General features: G+C 35.6%; 17 protein-coding genes. 16 read left to right on the top strand and 1 reads right to left on the bottom strand.

What is annotated here, in order from left to right; genetic code table 11:
* Positions 1–5 precede the first annotated feature (5 nt).
* The 6 genes from fliS (at position 6) to GW534_RS02665 (ending at position 5,054) form a co-directional block, all read left to right on the top strand.
* Positions 6–407, top strand: coding sequence for a flagellar export chaperone FliS (fliS, locus tag GW534_RS02690; protein ID WP_161919519.1), 402 nt, complete (start codon positions 6–8; stop codon positions 405–407).
* Positions 407–757 carry a flagellar protein FliT gene (locus GW534_RS02685; protein ID WP_161919518.1) on the top strand — a complete coding sequence of 117 codons (351 nt, stop codon included), beginning with the start codon at positions 407–409 and terminating at the stop codon, positions 755–757. Before fliS ends, GW534_RS02685 begins: the two co-directional genes overlap by 1 nt.
* Positions 758–792: 35 nt before the next feature.
* On the top strand, positions 793–972 hold the full coding sequence (locus GW534_RS02680; protein ID WP_246203876.1) for a YjfB family protein: 180 nt from the start codon (positions 793–795) through the stop codon (positions 970–972).
* Positions 973–1,678: 706 nt separating this feature from the next.
* Complete coding sequence (locus GW534_RS02675; protein WP_161919517.1) at positions 1,679–3,277, top strand: BCCT family transporter; 1,599 nt, start codon at positions 1,679–1,681, stop codon at positions 3,275–3,277.
* Between the two features lie 181 nt (positions 3,278–3,458).
* Positions 3,459–3,851, top strand: coding sequence for a hypothetical protein (locus tag GW534_RS02670; RefSeq protein ID WP_161919516.1), 393 nt, complete (start codon positions 3,459–3,461; stop codon positions 3,849–3,851).
* A 3-nt stretch (positions 3,852–3,854) separates the two neighbouring features.
* On the top strand, positions 3,855–5,054 hold the full coding sequence (locus GW534_RS02665; RefSeq protein WP_161919515.1) for a spr1629 family repressor/antitoxin: 1,200 nt from the start codon (positions 3,855–3,857) through the stop codon (positions 5,052–5,054).
* 33 nt (positions 5,055–5,087) lie between these two features.
* Here GW534_RS02665 and GW534_RS16100 read toward each other — a convergent pair whose 3' ends face one another.
* Entirely contained in the window at positions 5,088–5,240 is a 153-nt protein-coding gene (locus GW534_RS16100) for a hypothetical protein (RefSeq protein ID WP_202630804.1), read from the bottom strand.
* 203 nt (positions 5,241–5,443) lie between these two features.
* Between GW534_RS16100 and fsa the strand changes: the two genes are divergently transcribed.
* The 10 genes from fsa (at position 5,444) to ftsX (ending at position 18,665) form a co-directional block, all read left to right on the top strand.
* Positions 5,444–6,094 (top strand): fructose-6-phosphate aldolase, encoded by a 651-nt coding sequence (gene fsa / locus GW534_RS02660; RefSeq protein WP_161919514.1) that lies wholly within the window; start codon positions 5,444–5,446, stop codon positions 6,092–6,094.
* Between the two features lie 202 nt (positions 6,095–6,296).
* Complete coding sequence (gene tkt / locus GW534_RS02655; RefSeq protein ID WP_161919513.1) at positions 6,297–8,300, top strand: transketolase; 2,004 nt, start codon at positions 6,297–6,299, stop codon at positions 8,298–8,300.
* Positions 8,301–8,779: 479 nt separating this feature from the next.
* A complete protein-coding gene (locus tag GW534_RS02650; protein ID WP_161919512.1) occupies positions 8,780–9,997 on the top strand; it encodes a CynX/NimT family MFS transporter in 1,218 nt (405 codons plus the stop codon).
* 206 nt (positions 9,998–10,203) lie between these two features.
* Positions 10,204–10,755, top strand: a complete 552-nt coding sequence (gene hpf / locus GW534_RS02645; RefSeq protein ID WP_161919511.1) for a ribosome hibernation-promoting factor, HPF/YfiA family — start codon at positions 10,204–10,206, stop codon at positions 10,753–10,755.
* 405 nt (positions 10,756–11,160) lie between these two features.
* Entirely contained in the window at positions 11,161–13,677 is a 2,517-nt protein-coding gene (gene secA, locus GW534_RS02640; protein ID WP_161919510.1) for a preprotein translocase subunit SecA, read from the top strand.
* Between the two features lie 331 nt (positions 13,678–14,008).
* A protein-coding gene (gene prfB, locus GW534_RS02635) for a peptide chain release factor 2 (protein ID WP_246203873.1) occupies positions 14,009–15,110 on the top strand; the annotation gives its coding sequence in 2 pieces (ribosomal slippage) (positions 14,009–14,080 and positions 14,082–15,110; 1,101 coding nt in all).
* 301 nt (positions 15,111–15,411) lie between these two features.
* Positions 15,412–16,278 carry a YitT family protein gene (locus GW534_RS02630; protein WP_161919508.1) on the top strand — a complete coding sequence of 289 codons (867 nt, stop codon included), beginning with the start codon at positions 15,412–15,414 and terminating at the stop codon, positions 16,276–16,278.
* A gap of 81 nt (positions 16,279–16,359) precedes the next feature.
* Positions 16,360–16,677, top strand: coding sequence for a cytochrome c551 (gene cccB, locus GW534_RS02625; protein WP_161919507.1), 318 nt, complete (start codon positions 16,360–16,362; stop codon positions 16,675–16,677).
* 418 nt (positions 16,678–17,095) lie between these two features.
* Complete coding sequence (ftsE, locus tag GW534_RS02620; RefSeq protein WP_161919506.1) at positions 17,096–17,782, top strand: cell division ATP-binding protein FtsE; 687 nt, start codon at positions 17,096–17,098, stop codon at positions 17,780–17,782.
* A complete protein-coding gene (ftsX, locus tag GW534_RS02615) occupies positions 17,772–18,665 on the top strand; it encodes a permease-like cell division protein FtsX (protein ID WP_161919505.1) in 894 nt (297 codons plus the stop codon). The genes ftsE and ftsX overlap by 11 nt, the downstream gene beginning before the upstream one ends.
* The last annotated feature ends 203 nt before the right edge of the window (positions 18,666–18,868 follow it).

Genomic DNA, 18,868 nt, shown 5'->3' with positions numbered 1-18,868 from the left:
GCACCATGTCAATGTCAAATCCATACCAAGCTTATCAACAAAACTCAGTGAATACAGCTTCACCCGGTGAACTTACATTAATGTTGTATAATGGTTGTTTAAAATTTATAGGGATTGCGAAAAAAGCGATTCAAGATAATAATATCGAATTGAAAAACACAAATATCCAAAAGGCACAAAACATCATTAATGAATTAATGGTTACGTTAAATATGGATATGGAAATTTCAAAACAAATGATGCCTTTATATGATTTCGTTCGTACAAAGTTAATTGAAGCGAACGTGAAAAATAGTGTGGAAAGTTTAGAAGAGGCAGAAGCGATTGTAACGGAGTTCCGTGATACGTGGAAAGAAGTTATTAAAGTTAATCGTCAAAAAACATTCTCTCAAGGCGGCGCTGTTTAATGAATCCGGTGAAAGGCGTTTACGTAACAACTGTGGAAATAATTCGGTACTTAGAAAACTCGACTGAAGAAGACCGAGAAAAGCGGATTGAAGAAATTAATAAAATGTTAGAAAAGCGTCAGGAGTTTCTCGACAAAATAGAGAAGCCACTTTCGAGCGGTGAAGAGACTCTTGCGAAACAAGCGATGCAATTAAATAAAAAGCTCGATGCATTGCTACAACAAGAAAAACAAAATATCCAAAAGGATATGGAACAATTAAAAGTTACGAAAAAATCAAACCGTCAATATATTAATCCATATGCTTCATTACAAAATACGGGCGGATCATTTTTTGATAAACGGAAATAAAGAAGGTGCTTAATGTGGATATTGCGCTTATGTGAATGGCTTTAAGTCAAGGAAAAGTGATGAAACAAGTATCGTTATCGATGATGAATCAAGCTATGGATCAAGCCCAAGTCCAAGCGGATTTCATTAATGAAATGTTGGGACAAGCGAGTGTAAAGCAAATCCAACACGCCGCTCAGCCGCATTTAGGAGGAAATATAGATATTAATGTTTAAGAGAGATAGCATCCTAATTTATTAGGGTGCTTTTTTGTAAGAATGATTTTGGCGAAAGGAACAATAAATTTCTGAGCATCCTAAAACACGCAACTAAAAATCCGGATTTTTCTAAAAATAATTACCATTCTCCATACAATTTGCCAGCATTATCGAGCATTTCCAGATAATTAAAAGTTATGATGGCTTAATGATACCTATAACTAGCTAAATCATCCCTTATCCCCACAAATCAATTATTATCCAATTTTAGTTTTCTACCACAATTTGTTAATATTTAATAGAAACGTTTCAATTCTTTAGAATTTCTTACAAATTGACAATGAAACGTTCAAAGAATTATTTTTCCTATTGTCACAATGTCTCTTTGCTAAAAGAAGGGGTGTTCGTAAGCATTGGTGGCTCGATTTTCACTAAATACCTTAGCTTACGAATAACAAGATACCAACTTAAAGCAATTGGTGCTGGATAAGTCCTTCGCAAACTTGTCCGTTCCAAAGTGGAGAGGTTGCACTCATTGCGACGATAAGAAAAATAATTCGTATAATTCCACTCATATCTTATTACGTACCTTCCTCAATTCGTAATAGATATGATTTCTTTACTACTTCCCCTTCATCTTGCCTAACTATTGTTTTACAAGGACTTCTTGTAAACAGTAGAATTTTTTCAAATTGCGGAAACTAAAATTCGAAAGGAAGAGTTGATGAAGTCTCGAAGTAAAAGTAAAAAGTTAAATATTGTGTTTTGGATGTCAGCGGCTACAGTGTTGTTTTTCGTTGTTCTTGGAATTGTTTTTCCAAAAGGGTTCGCTAATGGAGCGGAAACGGCGTATCAATTTACGACGAAAAATTTTGGTTGGTTTTACTTACTTTCCGTTTTAGCGATGGTTATTTTTGGTTTGTACATGGCTTTTAGTAAGTTTGGAAAAATTCGCTTAGGTGGAGATGAGGAAAAACCGCAATTTCGTACATTTACATGGATTGCGATGTTGTTTTCATGTGGTCTAGGAATTTCACTCGTCTTTTATGGTGTCGGTGAACCGATGACCCATTTCTTTAATCCACCTTCTGATGGTATAACTCCACAGTCTTCAGAAGCTGCTCGAGTTGCCATGGGGCAAGCGTTTTTCCATTACGGATTAAGTATGTGGGCAATCTTTGCTGTTGTAGGTCTTGCGATTGCTTATTTTCAATTTCGGAAAAAGAAAGATGGGCTTATTTCAACGTCATTAGAGCCACTTATTCCGAAAAACGGTAAAAGTCAAAGTGTGAAAAACACGATTAATATATTAGCGATTGTGGCAACGGTAATGGGTGTCGCAACTTCCGTTGGTATGGGTGTACTGCAAACGAATGGTGGTTTGAATGCGGTTTTTAACACACCAATCAATTTCTGGGTACAATTTGCGATTATCGCCATAATGACAGTTTTCTTTCTCTTGTCCTCAACATCTGGTTTAAACAAGGGAATCAAATGGGTAAGTAATGCGAACTTAGCTTTAGCCATATTATTAATGGTTTTCGTATTTTTCGCAGGACCAACTGTATTTATAATGGAGACTTTTACAGTTGCCATTGGAGATTATATTTCGAATTTCATTAGTTATTCATTAAATATGACACCATACAGTGGTGAGCATTGGGTACATGAATGGACGATCTTTTATTGGGCTTGGACCATTGCTTGGTCGCCATTCGTAGGAGCTTTCTTCGCACGTATTTCACGAGGACGGACGATTCGTGAATTTATAATCGGAGTTATGGTCGCACCAGCATTACTTTCGATGATGTGGATGGCCGTTTTTGGCGGAACATCTTTATATATGGATCTATTTAAAGGTTCCAATATTGCAACTGTAACCAATAATGATATTACATTGGCGATTTTTACACTGTTTGAAACGTTGCCAATTACGGAAATTTTATCAGTAGTCACCATTATATTAATCTTTATGTTCCTAATAACATCTGCAGATTCTGCAGCATATATTTTAAGTAGTATGTCCGAAAATGGAAGTACGAATCCGCCAATTGGTATGCGCATAGTTTGGGGAGTGCTCGTTAGTTCAATTGCATTAGTATTATTATCGACAAGTGGACTAACAGGATTACAGTCAGCATCCCTTGTTGCAGCTCTGCCATTTACGGTTATTATCGTCTTTATGATGATTTCACTCGTTAAAGTCGTCTCAAAAGAAGTTGCTCCAAAAGCAGAAAAACAGAAGGTCAAAGTAAAAGAAAAACAAGTTAAACCTGTAAAAGTCGGTATTAAGAAGAAAAAAGAGGATGCCGTTTCAATTTAAACATAAGCTGATAATTTAACTAAGGACCTGTTGGTATTAAAGTATCAACAGGTTCTTGTTTTTGCGTCTAAAAAGGATTTTACGTCTATATCATATTTCATTATCGTTTCATACTTTATTATTATTAGTGTGGTACTATACAATAGAATTATAGAATTTTTAGTAAATTAGGAGGATATAATTGAAAGGGAACTTTCGGTTACGATTATTTGCCATAATGATCGTATTCGCATCCGTTATTGCAATTACAATTGCAGTTATTAACCATACTAAACTTGAAAAAGTAGTAAAGGTGTATGACCGTTTCTATATAATTACTTATGCTATTGATGAATCCCAACTCATATCAAGAATTTCACTTTTTCTTCCAAATCCAATAGATAAAAAAGCGTATCCTGTTGATGACTTGACACACTACATTAGTACATCTCAACAACCAGTGATTGATGAGGAAGTAATTAGTGCATTAACTACGAGTGTTGAAGCAGAAGAAAATATTGGTGCTCATTACTTTGATATCGGTATTAAAGATGATGCCAAAGAGGGGTCTGATCGTAAAAATAAGGAGGTTTAGCCTGTGTTTGTGGGAAAAAGTTTGGCCAACATTAGAATTATGAATAACTTGTCTAGGCAGCAGTTGGCAGAGAAAATCGGTGTAACTGAACAGGCTATATGGCAATATGAAAACGGTTATGTTTCTCCTAAAATGGAAGTAATTAATAAATTGAAAGCATTTTTTCATGTAAAGTCATCATACTTTTATAACCAAGACTTAATCGAAAAAGTTGACACAACACCAATTAATGTTGAACATATTGCTTATCGTTCAGAAACTATTAATTCATTAAGTAAATCAAAAAGCGAATCAATGCATGTTCAATTTATCGATGCTTTCCTAAAAAAGATCGAAAAAAATATTCAATATCCAAAAAGTGTTTTATTAGAGTTACGTAATGAAACAATCCAATTTTTACAAAATCACAGTTTACTCGAGAGAGAAAAGCAAATTAAATATGTAGCAGAGATGGCAAGGGAGAAGATTGGATTAAATCAAGATTCAAATAACAACCTTCTCTATCTAATCGAAAAAGCAGGAGCTTTTGTATTTGAAAAGGAAATAGGTGAAACGATTGATGCCTATAGTTTATGGACTGAGGATGACCGACCATATATTATTTTAGGTTCAATAAAAAAATCTGCAGTGAGACGAAATTTTGACATTGCACATGAGCTAGGGCATTTGTTACTACATTATAAAATGGACTTTACTATGCAAGATAAAAAAGCTTATCGTCAGCTAGAAGATGAAGCCCATCTTTTTGCATCAGCATTTTTACTACCTGAAGAGAAATTTCGGGAAGACTGTAATAATATTTTAAAAAAGTCAAATCCTGATTCTTATATTGATTTGAAACAAAAATGGCAAGTATCATTACAAGCGTTAGGAATGAGAGCCTTTAGACTTGGTTTAATAAGTTATCAACAATTTCGATATTTTTACATGTTAATTAATAAAAAAGGTTATCGTAAGAGCGAACCACTTGATGATGTTATTCCGATTTCAAAACCATCGAAAGTTAAAAGTATATTACAGCTACTTTTTGACGAAGGATTTTATTCTGTAACAAAATTAATGGACGAATTACGGGTAGACCGTTACTTTTTAACAATATTAACAGGAATTGATGAAGCCTTTTTTGAAAAAAATCAACAGAAAGAATTTCCGGATTTTACAGTAGAAAAAGTATTTCGATTTAAGAAAAAACGAGCTCTTTAATATAGTGAAAAACTCATTGTTTCACTCCCCGAATTAATTTACATCCTTTGAGGAATTTTTTGTTTGCGGAGCTGAAGTTGATTCATCCCCTTCAACTTCCTCCCATTCTTCCCAAGTAATACCATAAGGAGTACCTCCAGATGTATATCCTGTGATAAAGAAAAATTGTCCATCGGAAACACCCATGTTAGTGTGATCAATAAGGAGATCCTTTTTCGGCGTGGAATATTATAAGTCAAAAAACATCCTTATAAGCGTTATATAAAAGGGAATATAAAATATTTTTATTACATTCGATAATTATTAATGGAAAAGACAAAAAATTACGGTATACTGAAACTGAGCACATTTTCACAAATTAACGGCACTCATTTAGGAGGTAATGGAATATGAAATTCTTTTTAGATACAGCAAATATTGAAGAAATTAAACGAGTAAATCGCCTAGGCTTAGTTGATGGTGTAACAACAAACCCAACAATTATAGCACGAGAAGGCCGCGACTTTGAAGAAGTAATTAAAGAGATCTGTAGTATTGTAGACGGTCCAGTCAGTGCCGAAGTAATTGGACTTACAACAGATGAAATGGTTAAAGAAGCTCGTGAAATTGCAAAATGGGCTGATAATGTTGTTGTGAAAATTCCGATGACTGAAGATGGCCTAGCAGCGGTAAACATTCTTTCTAAAGAAGGAATAAAAACAAATGTTACATTAATCTTCACTGTTGCTCAAGGTTTAATGGCAGCTAAAGCTGGTGCTACATATATTAGTCCGTTCGTTGGCCGTTTAGACGATATCGGTACAGATGGAATGGAATTAATCCACGGATTAAAAACTGTTTTAGATAACTACGGCTATGAAGCTGAAATCATTACTGCAAGTGTTCGTAACCTTGCTCATGTGGAAGCAGCTGCAATTGCTGGCGCAGATATTGCGACAATTCCAGGTTCCTTATTCCCTAAATTATGGAGCCATCCATTAACTGATAAAGGAATCGAACAATTTTTAGAAGACTGGAAATCCGTTCCGAAAAAAGATTAATTTTTTAAAGATGAGAAGCAAGTACGAAAAAATTCATTTGTACTTCTTCCTTAAATCGATTAGGAATTTATTTTTTTCACATAATAAATGAGAGATAGAGGATTAATATAATTTCCTCATTATATAATTGGTGGAAGCTAGACTAATTACTTCCATAATTTATATCAAGCTCTATCAATAGAAACAGACAGGAGTGTAGTAAATGGTAAAATCCGTTGAACAATTATCCGTAAATGCCATTCGTACATTATCCATTGATATGATTGAAAAAGCAAACTCAGGTCACCCTGGATTACCGATGGGTGCTGCACCAATGGCTTATGTACTATGGACTGATTTTATGAAACATAATCCGAAAAACTCAAAATGGTTTGATCGTGATCGCTTCGTATTATCCGCTGGTCATGGTTCAGCATTACTTTATAGTTTGTTACATTTATCAGGTTATGATGTAACAATTGATGATTTGAAAAACTTCCGTCAATTTGGATCCCGTACACCAGGCCACCCAGAAGTAACGGATACTGACGGTGTAGAAGCAACAACTGGTCCACTTGGTCAAGGGATTGCGATGGCAACTGGTATGGCAATGGCTGAACGTTTCTTAGCAGCTAAATATAATAAAGACGGTTTCCCGATTGTTGACCATTATACATATGCCCTAGTTGGGGACGGGGACTTAATGGAAGGAATTTCCCATGAAACAGCTTCACTAGCTGGTCACTTAAAATTAGATAAGTTAATCGTATTATACGATTCTAACGATATTTCTCTTGATGGTGACTTAGATCGTGCTTACTCTGACAAAACAAGTAAACGTTTTGAATCATACGGTTGGCAAGTGCTTTTTGTTGAAGACGGTAATAACCTAGAGGAAATTCGCGCTGCAATTAAAGAAGCAAAAGCAAACAAAGAGCAACCAACGTTAATTGAAGTAAAAACTGTGATTGGATACGGTTCTCCAAATAAATCAGGTAAGTCTGATGTACACGGTGCGCCACTAGGAGCAGATGAAATTAAGTTAACGAAAGAGTACTACGGTTGGGATTATCCTGATTTTGAAGTACCAAGTGAAGTGTACGATGACTTCAAAGCAAAAATTGAAGAACCTGGTAAACAAGCTGAAACGGATTGGGATAAACTTCTTGCCGAATATAAAGAGAAATATCCTGAAGAAGCAGCTGAATTTATTACAGCAATAAACGGTGACCTTCCAGAAGGATGGGATGCTGATTTACCAGTTTATAAAGCTGGTGAAGATAAAATGGCAACACGTGCATCTGGCGGTAAAGTATTAAATGCGGTTGCGAAAGCTGTGCCAAACTTAATCGGTGGAAGTGCGGACTTATTCAGTTCAAATAAAAACTACATCGATAATGGCGGGGACTATGGTCCAGACAACTACGCAGGCCGTAACATTTGGTTCGGTGTTCGTGAATTTGCAATGGGTGCAGCATTAAACGGTATGGCACTACATGGTGGTGTAAAAGTACAAGGTGGAACATTCTTTGTATTCAGTGACTACTTAAAACCAGCGATCCGTTTATCAGCATTAATGAAAACACCAGTAACTTATGTGTTTACTCACGATTCAATTGCCGTTGGTGAAGACGGTCCAACTCACGAACCAATCGAGCAATTAGCAGGTTTACGTTCCGTTCCAAACTTATCTGTCATTCGTCCAGCTGATGCGAATGAAGTACAAGCGGCATGGCGTTTAGCCGTAGAAAGTAAAGAAACTCCAACTGTGCTTGTATTGACTCGTCAAAACGTACCGACTTTAGAAGGTACAGCTGAAAAGGCGTATGAAGGTGTGAAACGCGGTGCGTATGTAATTAGTAAAGGTGAAAAAGAAACTCCTGATGCATTGTTAATTGCGACAGGTTCAGAAGTTGCGTTAGCTGTTGAAGCTCAAGCGGCATTGAAAGAAAAAGGAATCGATGTAAATGTTGTAAGCATGCCTTCATGGGACCGTTTTGAAGCACAAGATGAAGCATATAAAGAAAGTGTGCTACCATCTGGCGTAAAAGCTCGTCTTGCAATTGAAATGGCATCTAGCTTAGGTTGGCACAAATATGTTGGTGACCAAGGCGATGTGCTTGCAATTGATCGATTTGGTGCTTCTGGTAATGGTGATGTTATCGTTAAAGAATACGGCTTTAATGTTGAAAACGTAGTAAGCCGTGTTGAAGCATTAGTAAAATAAGGAATTTTAAAAGGGATCGGTTTTAAACCGGTCTCTTTTTTATGAATTGAATGGGGAAATTAGGGTTTTTTAAAAACATCTAAAAATTTGTGGTTGACTATGAAAATGAGCAAAAGTGGTTGGGAAAAGGTGGAAATGTGTGCTGAATTGGAGAATTTTTTGCTGATTTTGAATTTAATAGGCGAAGTGTGTGAAATTGGATGTAGAGTGTGCAATTTTCCAAAAAAACGTGCGAAACCGATAGAAAGATGTGCGAAAACCAGTAAAAGTTGTGCGCTTTTCATTAATTTTGTGCGAATTATAAATTGGGTGCAATTCTCTTTTTAAAAATTGATATAGTATGACGCTGGGAATCTGAAATTTAAATCAAATATCATCTTTCAAAAATTTCCACCGAAAAAAATCTTTTACAATCCCCGATTCGGGCAACCTAAAACAAAATATATTTACATAGAGAACAACATGAAAGGAGCTTCTTCATGGAGTCAGTTAAAAAAGTAACAAGCAAAAGATCGTTGCCGAGTTTACTTTACACCGTGTTACTAATAATCGGTATTGTCCTTGTCTCTATTAACCTACGACCAGCTATTACAGCTGTTGGGCCTTTAATTAGTCTTATTCAAGCTGATTTACAATTGTCCCACGGGGTGGCAGGTTTATTAACAAGTTTACCTGTTATCGCCTTTGCGGTTATTTCACCTATTGTACCAAAGTTAGTTAAACGTACATCAAATTCATGGGCATTGATTATCGGATTAGGTTTATTATTATTAGGCATTATTTTACGTCTCATAACACATTTAACACCGCTGTTTATCGGCACGTTTATTATCGGAGCGGGAATTGCGATTTTAAATGTAGTTTTACCAGGCATAATAAAAGATAAGTTTCCGGAAAAATTTGGATTAATGACAAGTGTCTATACAACCACCATGAGTCTTTTTGCTGCTTTAGCATCTGGATTAAGTATTCCATTTGCAGTCGGAATGAAGCTTGGTTGGGAAAATGCACTGGCATTTTGGGCAATTCCTGTAGCTGTTACATTCTTACTTTGGTTATATTTAGTAAAATTTGATAAAAGAAACGCTACAAACCAACACGTTACTAATGATACATATGAAAAAACAAACTTATGGAAGTCATCGTTAGCTTGGCAATTAGCTTTATTTTTGGGTTTGCAGTCATTTTTATTTTATTCAAGCATAGCTTGGCTTCCAGATATTTTACATAACAAAGGTGTTTCTAGAGAAACGGCTGGGTGGCTGTTATCATTTACACAATTAATTGGTTTACCGGCAAACTTTTTTGTGCCAATTATCGCTGAACGATTCAAATCCCAACAAAAAGTGGCGCTTGGCATTTGTGCATGTAGTATTCTTGGTTTTACAGTCCTTTTGTTTAGCACAAACTACATGCCTATGATGATTGGTATTATTTTTATTGGACTAGGACTAGGTGGCACGTTTTCGTTAGCTTTAGCCTTTATCGGTATGCGGTCAAAAGATGCAGAAGTTGCTGCTGAGCTTTCAGGGATGGCGCAATCTTTAGGCTATGTTTTCGCTGCTGTTGGTCCTCTTTTAATCGGTCTATTTTTTGATTTAACAAATGCTTGGATTATCCCAATTATTTCATTAATTATTGTTAGTATTTTAACAGCTATGTTTGGCATGCTTGCAGGACGTGATCGGCTTGTATAAAAGTAGTGCTACGACATGTATAGAGGATACTTCCTTCCATTATCCCTCATAAAAATTTGCTTTAATAAATTAGATATTTGTTCATAACTTCTCATGGACCTACAGAATGTTCAAAAAATCGACAAATTTTCTGATAGGATTTGAAGGAATTTTACGGTCGCTTAACGAATAATTAATATATAGAAATGAAAAGGAGGAGTTAGTATATGAACTTTAACATCCGAGGCGAGAATATTGAAGTAACTCCAGCACTTAGAGAATATGCTGAGAAAAAAATCAGCAAATTAGGTAAGTATTTTCGTGAAGAATTAAATGCTACAGTATACGTGAACCTGAAAGTTTACAATGACAAAAAGACAAAAGTTGAGGTTACAATCCCGTTAAGTCAATTAACGTTAAGAGCTGAAGAAGTAAACGCGGACATGTATGCTGGCATTGATCTTATAGCAGATAAACTCGAACGTCAGATTCGTAAGTATAAAACTAGAGTAAACCGTAAAGCAAGAGAATTAAAGGAAAATGATATTTTCGTAAATGGCGTTACGCCAGTTCGGGAAAAAGAAGATAAAAACAACGATGAAATTGAGATTGTGCGAGCAAAACGTTTTGATTTAAAACCGATGGATAGTGAAGAAGCTGTTCTACAAATGAACTTATTAGGCCATGACTTTTTCGTTTATACTGATGCGGAAACAAACAATACAAACATAGTATACCGTCGTAAAGATGGTCGTTACGGCTTAATCGAAACGGTTTAAATATAAAAATGACACGTATATAAATATACTTACCGCTTTTAAATACGGAGCAAGTGGAAAAACGAATAAGTTTCCTCCACTTGCTTTTTTCTTGTTTCAAAGCGTTCTTCTTTATTCCGTATGTTAAAAACTGAGTTACAGGAAAAACTAAGTAATATAGGAAAAGTATAGTTACAAACAATTGGATAAATCACAATCCAATAATGAATTTTAAGAAACGTAAAAACTTTTACAAACGTTGTAGTTTTGTTGTCTCTATTCGTTAATTAGTGTTAATATTAAATAATATGAATGACTTTTTTAATCAGAAAATTTTAGCTAAACAAATACCATTATTGATACAAATACTAGCCAATTAAGGCCGTACATATATAAGTTTTTTTATTTTAAAAGGAGCGTTGTTGAATGGCAAGCATTTTAGAAAAGATCTTTGATTTTAACAAAAGGGAATTAAAACGGATAGGGAAGATCGCAGACAAAATTGAAGCCCTAGGTCCAAAAATGGAAAAACTATCGGATGAGGAATTGCGGGGCAAAACGGACGAGTTCAAAGAACGCATAGAAAAAGGGGAAACATTAGATGACCTTTTAGTTGAAGCCTTTGCAGTCGTTAGAGAGGCGGCAAAACGAGTTCTTGGTCTATACCCATATCGTGTTCAGCTTATGGGTGGTATTGTTTTACACGAAGGAAATATTGCCGAGATGAAAACTGGTGAAGGTAAAACGTTAACATCAACTATGCCGGTTTACTTAAATGCGCTTTCTGGTAAAGGTGTTCATGTCATTACCGTTAACGACTACTTGGCAAAACGTGACGCGGAACAAATGGGACAAGTTCATGAGTTTTTAGGTCTCACTGTTGGTCTAAACCTAAATGAACTAAGCCGTGAAGAAAAGCAAGCAGCATATAATGCGGATATTACTTACGGTACGAATAATGAATTTGGCTTTGATTACTTAAGAGATAATATGGTTCTTTATAAAGAGCAAATGGTTCAACGACCATTAAACTTTGCCGTCATTGACGAGGTTGACTCGATTTTAATTGATGAGGCTCGTACACCACTCATTATTTCTGGTTCAGCTAAAAAATCAACGCAATATTATATTCAAGCAAATGCCTTTGTCAATACGTTAAAAGAAGAGGAAGACTACACGGTCGATATTAAATCAAAAACGGTCCAATTAACGGAAGAAGGTATTAATAAAGCAGAGCGTTACTTTGGGATTGAAAACTTATTTAGTGTTCAAAATGTAACAATTAACCATCATATAAACCAAGCGTTACGGGCAAAAGCGATTATGCAACGTGACGTAGATTATGTTGTTCAAGAAGGTGAAATTGTCATTGTTGACCAGTTTACTGGTCGTTTAATGAAAGGTCGCCGATATAGTGAAGGATTGCACCAAGCAATCGAAGCTAAAGAAGGTGTACCGATCCAAAACGAAAGTAAAACAATGGCAACGATCACGTTCCAAAACTACTTCCGGATGTATCAAAAACTTGCAGGTATGACAGGTACAGCGAAAACGGAAGAAGAGGAATTCCGTAACATTTATGGAATGAGCGTAGTTGAAATTCCAACGAATAAACCGATTGCTCGGGATGACCGTCCAGATTTAATTTATGCAACAATGGAAGGTAAGTTTAAAGCAGTAGTTGAAGACATTGCTGAGCGCCATAAAAAAGGTCAGCCGGTTCTTGTTGGTACAGTTGCGATTGAAACATCGGAATTGATCTCACAAATGTTAAAGAAACGTGGTATCCCACATAATGTTTTAAACGCGAAAAACCATGCCCGTGAAGCGGAGATTATTGCTAATGCTGGTCAAAAGGGCGCAGTTACGATTGCGACAAACATGGCCGGACGTGGTACGGATATTAAACTTGGTGAAGGTGTAAGAGAATTAGGTGGTTTAGCCGTAATTGGTACGGAACGTCATGAGAGCCGACGGATTGATAACCAGCTTCGTGGTCGTTCTGGACGTCAAGGTGATCCAGGGGTAACGCAGTTTTATTTATCAATGGAAGACGAGTTAATGCGTCGCTTCGGTTCCGATAATATGAAAAATATGATGTCTCGTTTAGGTATGGATGATTCCCAACCTATTCAAAGTAAAATGGTTACACGAGCTGTTGAATCTGCACAAAAGCGTGTGGAAGGAAATAACTACGACGCGCGTAAACGTCTATTAGAATATGATGATGTTATTCGTCAACAACGTGAAGTTATTTATAAACAACGTTTCGAAGTAATGGATTCAGAAAACATTCGCGAAGTTGTCATCAATATGATTAAAGATGTAGTAGAACGTAATGTTCATGCCTTTACTTCAGATCCAGATCAAAAGGATTGGAACTTAAAAGGGTTAATAAATTATCTACATGGTAACTTACTACCGGAATCGGCGATTTCTCTTGATGATTTACAAGGGAAAGAACAAGATGAATTAATCAGTATGATTCTTGAAAAAGTAGAAGAAGTATATAACGAGAGAGAAGAAGAACTCGGACCAGAAAAAATGCGTGAGTTCGAAAGAGTTATTGTTCTTCGTTCCGTTGACTCAAAATGGATTGATCATATTGATGCAATGGACCAGTTGCGACAAGGTATTCATCTACGTGCCTATGGTCAAAGCAACCCGTTACAAGCATATCAAACGGAAGGCTTTGAAATGTTCAATGATATGATAGAATCAATTAAAGATGATGTAGCAAAATACATTATGAAGGCGCAAATTGTCGATAACTTGAAGCGTCAAGAAGTGGCGAAAGGGCAAGCGGTGATTCCTTCATCTGACGGTGATCAAAAACCAAAACGGAAACCAATTCGCGTAGAAAATAAAATTGGAAGAAATGATCCTTGTCCATGCGGCAGCGGGAAAAAATATAAAAACTGCCATGGTAAAGTAGCGCAATAAGAAAAATTCTTGCTAAACTTTTGCCAACTATAATAAAATATTATTGTCGACTCAAGGGGTGAGGAATTTATTTCTCCCTCTTTTTTGAATTCAATATTTAACTTTTTTGTTGTGAATATTATTTGTTAAAATTAATTATGAATGACAAAATTCAACAAGATCTTCAGTTTTTTAAAAAAATCGACATTATTATGTATCATTTTTTGTCTAAAAATTTCCTGGAAAATATGCTGTTGAAAAATTAGAGGAATTTTTTCGACAGCATGAAGTTATAGTCAATTTGTTAACATAATATTGAGTTTTGAATTATTATTATATAGAGGTGATTGCTATGGAATTAGCAGAAATTCGGAATGAACTAGAAAAAACAGCTACACGATTAGCGGACTTTAGGGGGTCTCTTTGACTTAGAAAATAAAGAGGCACGTATTGCAGAACTGGATGAAATTATGACGATGCCTGATTTTTGGGATGACCAAAAGAAAGCACAAGGCATTATTGAAGAAGCGAATGCATTAAAAGATCAAGTGAATGAATTTCATGCGTTAAACGAAACGTATGAAGATTTAGAAGTTGCCTATGAAATGATTAAGGAAGAACCTGATGAAGAAATGCAACAAGAGCTTGAAGAAAAATTAGAAGAGTTAACGAACCGTTTAAATCAGTTTGAGTTGCATTTATTATTAAACGGTCCGTATGATAAAAATAATGCCATTTTAGAGCTGCATCCAGGTGCCGGTGGAACAGAATCTCAAGATTGGTGTTCTATGCTACTTCGCATGTATACACGTTGGGCTGAACAAAAAGGATTTAAAGTTGAAGTACTAGATTATTTACCTGGTGAAGAAGCTGGGGTAAAAAGTGTAACATTATCGATTCAAGGTCGAAATGCTTACGGCTACTTAAAAGCTGAAAAGGGAATTCATCGTTTAGTACGAATTTCTCCGTTTGATTCAAACGGTAGACGCCATACTTCCTTCGTATCTTGTGAAGTGATGCCGGAAGTTTCCGATGATATTGAAATTGAAGTGCGTCCAGAAGATATTCGGGTTGATACTTATCGTGCCAGTGGTGCCGGTGGACAGCACGTTAACAAAACATCATCTGCTGTTCGAATTACCCATATTCCGACAGGGATTGTTGTGGCAAGTCAGGCACAACGTTCACAAATTCAAAACCGGGAAACTGCGATGAAAATGTTAAAGGCAAAATTGTATCAAAAAGAAGTAGAAGAACAAGAGAAAAAATTAGCGGAAATCCGCGGTGAACAAAAAGAAATTGGTTGGGGTAGTCAAATCCGTTCCTATGTATTCCATCCATATTCTATGGTAAAGGATCACCGTACGAATGTAGAAACAGGAAACGTCAACGCTGTTATGGACGGTGAAATTGATCAATTTATTGATGCATATTTACGGACGACGATTCAATAATTTTAACAATATGGATTGTTCAATAGAATAAACATCAACAAATACTGGTCAAGAATTTCTATAAGAAAATAAATTTTTAGCCTTAATAATAGTGGTGGCGGCGACTCCAGCGGGAAGCGCACGAACCGAAGACCCCGCAAACGCCTTTGAGCGTTGAGGAGGCTGAGGTCGTGCCCGCGGAAAGCGTCCGCCACCACTTTTTATAAAGGAGAATTCTAGGATGTTCGCTTTTCGTTGATTTTGTAAATAATAAACCATAGAATAGAATTGACACGAGTTATTTATACATAAGGAGTTTTTTATGAGAAGAAGGAAGAAAACGATTCAAATCCCATTTTATGAAAAAGTAAAAAATATTATTTTAGTATTGATTGGCTCTGCCATTGTGGCAGTTTCATTTAATGCTTTTTTATTACCGAATGAAATTGCATCCGGTGGAGTCAGCGGAATTAGTACAATTACATACGGATTGTTTGGATGGGAGCCAGCCTATGTACAGTGGGCATTAAATATACCGCTATTTATAGCCGGGGTTGCTATTTTAGGCTATATATACGGAATAAAAACTTTGTTAGGAACTGTATTTTTACCATTCGTCGTTTTTTTAACGAAAGATATGGAACCGTGGACAATGGATCCTATTTTAGCAGCTATTTTCGGCGGAATGGGTATCGGATTAGGAATTGGTATTGTTTTCCGTGGAAATGCATCAACGGGTGGAACAGACCTTGCAGCACAAATTTTAGCGAAATATACGGGAATTTCCCTTGGTAAATGTGTCGCACTTATTGATGGCTTAATTGTAATATCAGCTGCTATTGTATTTAATATTGAAAAAGGACTGTTTGCATTAATAGCGTTATATATAACAAGCAGGACTATCGATATTGTACAAATCGGCCTGAATCGTTCGAAAATGGTTTTAATCATTACGAAGGAAGAAGAAAAAGTCCGTGATGCCATTTTTGAAGAAATTGACCGTGGCTTAACAAAGTTTCAAGCTTATGGCGGTTATACGAATGAAGAGCGTAAACCATTAATGGTAGTCGTTGATCAATCGGAATTCACAAATTTAAAACAAGTGGTTCGTCTGATTGATCCAGATGCCTTTGTGATTGTACTAGATGCAGCTGAAGTATTAGGTCAAGGTTTTAAAAAATTCTCATAGTTCATATACTACTAATGTAGTTTTAATAGTTTTTTACCATAAAAAAATGTTTGCGAATTTTACAAATCAAGGGGGAGAAAAATGCGGAAAAAATTTTATGGTGTAATTGTGGGACTGCTTGTTTTAATTTTAGCTGCATGTGGCGGTGGAGGAAATGACAGTAGTGATGCTAATAAATCAAATTTGACACCAGAACAACTGTATATGCAGTCATGTTCAAGCTGTCATGGTACCGATATGCGAGAAGGTTATGCACCTGATTTAGATAAAATTGGTAGTAAGTATACGAGTGAAGAAATTGAAGAAATTATTTTAAATGGAGTTGGCTCAATGCCAAAAGGAATATTAAAAGGTGAAGATGCAAAGAAAGTTGCTGATTGGTTAGCAACGTATAAGTAGTGTAATAACGAATTTAACATTTGAAAGAAATCTAGGACTTCGATTAGAAGTCCTATTTTGTTTAAAAGAGATTGTCTTAAATCCTTCAAAAGCAAATTAATTAAAACTTTTAATTGGTGCCGATATATATAATAGTTGCTAAAGGTAAAAAGGTGAAAATTAACGGTTTCTCTTTTTGATAGGATATGTATAATGGATAGTGGACAACATATTCCACAAAAATTTTACAAAATATTGGGTATTATGCCAATTATTTTTCGGACTTGAAATGTATTTGTAACCAAATTTTAGCTTTTTATGTCAATATTTGATGTTATAATGATTATTGTGAAGAAATATGACGTGGAATATATAACTTTTGACAATTAATGATGAAAAATGTTAAGAATATACTTTAAAATAGTAAAGGTGATTACAAATGATTGTAATGGAAAATGTATATAAAAAGTATCCGAATGGTGTAGTCGCTGTTAATGGGATAGATGTTGAAATTGAGCAAGGGGAATTTGTATATGTTGTTGGTCAAAGTGGTGCAGGGAAATCCACTTTCATTAAAATGATGTACCGCGAAGAAAAGCCGACAGAGGGGAAAATTATCGTAAATGGTGTAGATATTACGAAATTAAAAAATAGTAAAGTCCCTCTTTTTCGGAGAAATATCGGCGTCGTCTTCCAGGATTTTAAATTGTTACCGAAACTTACAGTCTATGAAAATGTTGCTTTTGCATTGGAAGTAATTGAAGAATCACCAAGAATTATTAAAAAACGTGTTATGAGTGTATTAGATCTTGTAAATTTAAAACATAAAGCTCGAATGTTTCCTACAGAATTATCTGGTGGTGAGCAACAACGGGTATCGATTGCTCGTGCGATTGTGAATTCACCTAGCCTTGTTATTGCGGACGAGCCTACAGGGAATTTGGATCCAGAAAATTCTTGGGAAATTATGCGTGTGTTTGAAGAAATTAATGCTCGTGGAACAACGATTGTCATGGCGACACATAATAAAGAAATTGTAAACGAAATTAAACACCGGGTTATCGCCATTGAAGGTGGAACAATTGTCCGAGATGAACAACGAGGTGAATACGGTTATGAAGTATAGAACAGTCGGCCGCCATGCAAGGGAAAGTTTTAAAAGTATTTTTCGTAATGGCTGGATGACCGTCGCTTCTGTTGGTGCGGTTACAGTGACATTATTATTAGTCGGTGTTTTTTACGCGATTTTAATGAATTTAAATTCGGTTGCAACATCGATTGAAAAAGACGTCTCTATTAAAGTGTTAGTTGAAACTACTGCAGATGAAAATCAACAAAAGGCATTAGAACAGCAAATTAAAGATTTAGATGGTGTTGAATCGGTTACTTACTCCTCGAAAGAAGACGAACTTAATGCGTTAATTGAAAGTTTCGGTGAAGATGGAGAAGTTTTGAAACTGTATGAACAGGATAACCCATTAAATGATGCGTTTATCGTAAAAGCAAGCAAACCTGAGTCTACCGGTAAAATTGCAGCAGCCATTCAAAAATTTGAACATGTATTTGATGTGAACTATGGACAAGCTCAAACGGAAAAACTGTTTGATGTTATAAAAGTCGCTCGAACTATTGGGATTGTATTAATCCTTGGATTATTATTTACTGCTATATTCTTAATTTCAAATACTATTAAAATTACAATCAATGCAAGAAGTGAAGAAATTGAAATTATGAGATTAGTAGGTGCTACGAATGGCTTTATCCGCTGGCCATTTTTCCTAGAAGGATTATGGTTAGGTGTATTTGGTTCCATTATTCCAATTTCAATTATTGCCATTCTTTACAAAAACGTTTCTAACTTTATTGAACCGCATATTGGTAATACATTTATCCAATTATTGGATTTCTCACCGTTCGTTTACCAGTTAAGTGGTTTGTTACTATTAATGGGTTGTGTAATTGGTGTGATCGGAAGTTTAATGTCAGTGCGGAAGTTCTTAAAAGTATAAGATTATTAAAAACTAATGGAACATGCTACTAAGTTTCCAAACATTGTTTTTGTACAACTGAAGGAGCTGTCCGAAAAGTAGAAAATACAGACTTTTGATGAGGAAATTGGCGGCGACTCGAAAAAAATGCTTTCCATTTTTTCTGCGGTGCAAAATCAGTGAAGCATATTCAGAGTCCAGCGGGAACAGCAAAAGCCTTTGTG

The organism is Pallidibacillus pasinlerensis (genome assembly GCF_009996845.1).
Classification (GTDB): domain Bacteria; phylum Bacillota; class Bacilli; order Bacillales; family Caldibacillaceae; genus Pallidibacillus; species Pallidibacillus pasinlerensis.
Note: the sequence above shows the minus strand (reverse complement) of the source record. Positions and strands in the feature narration are given on the sequence as shown.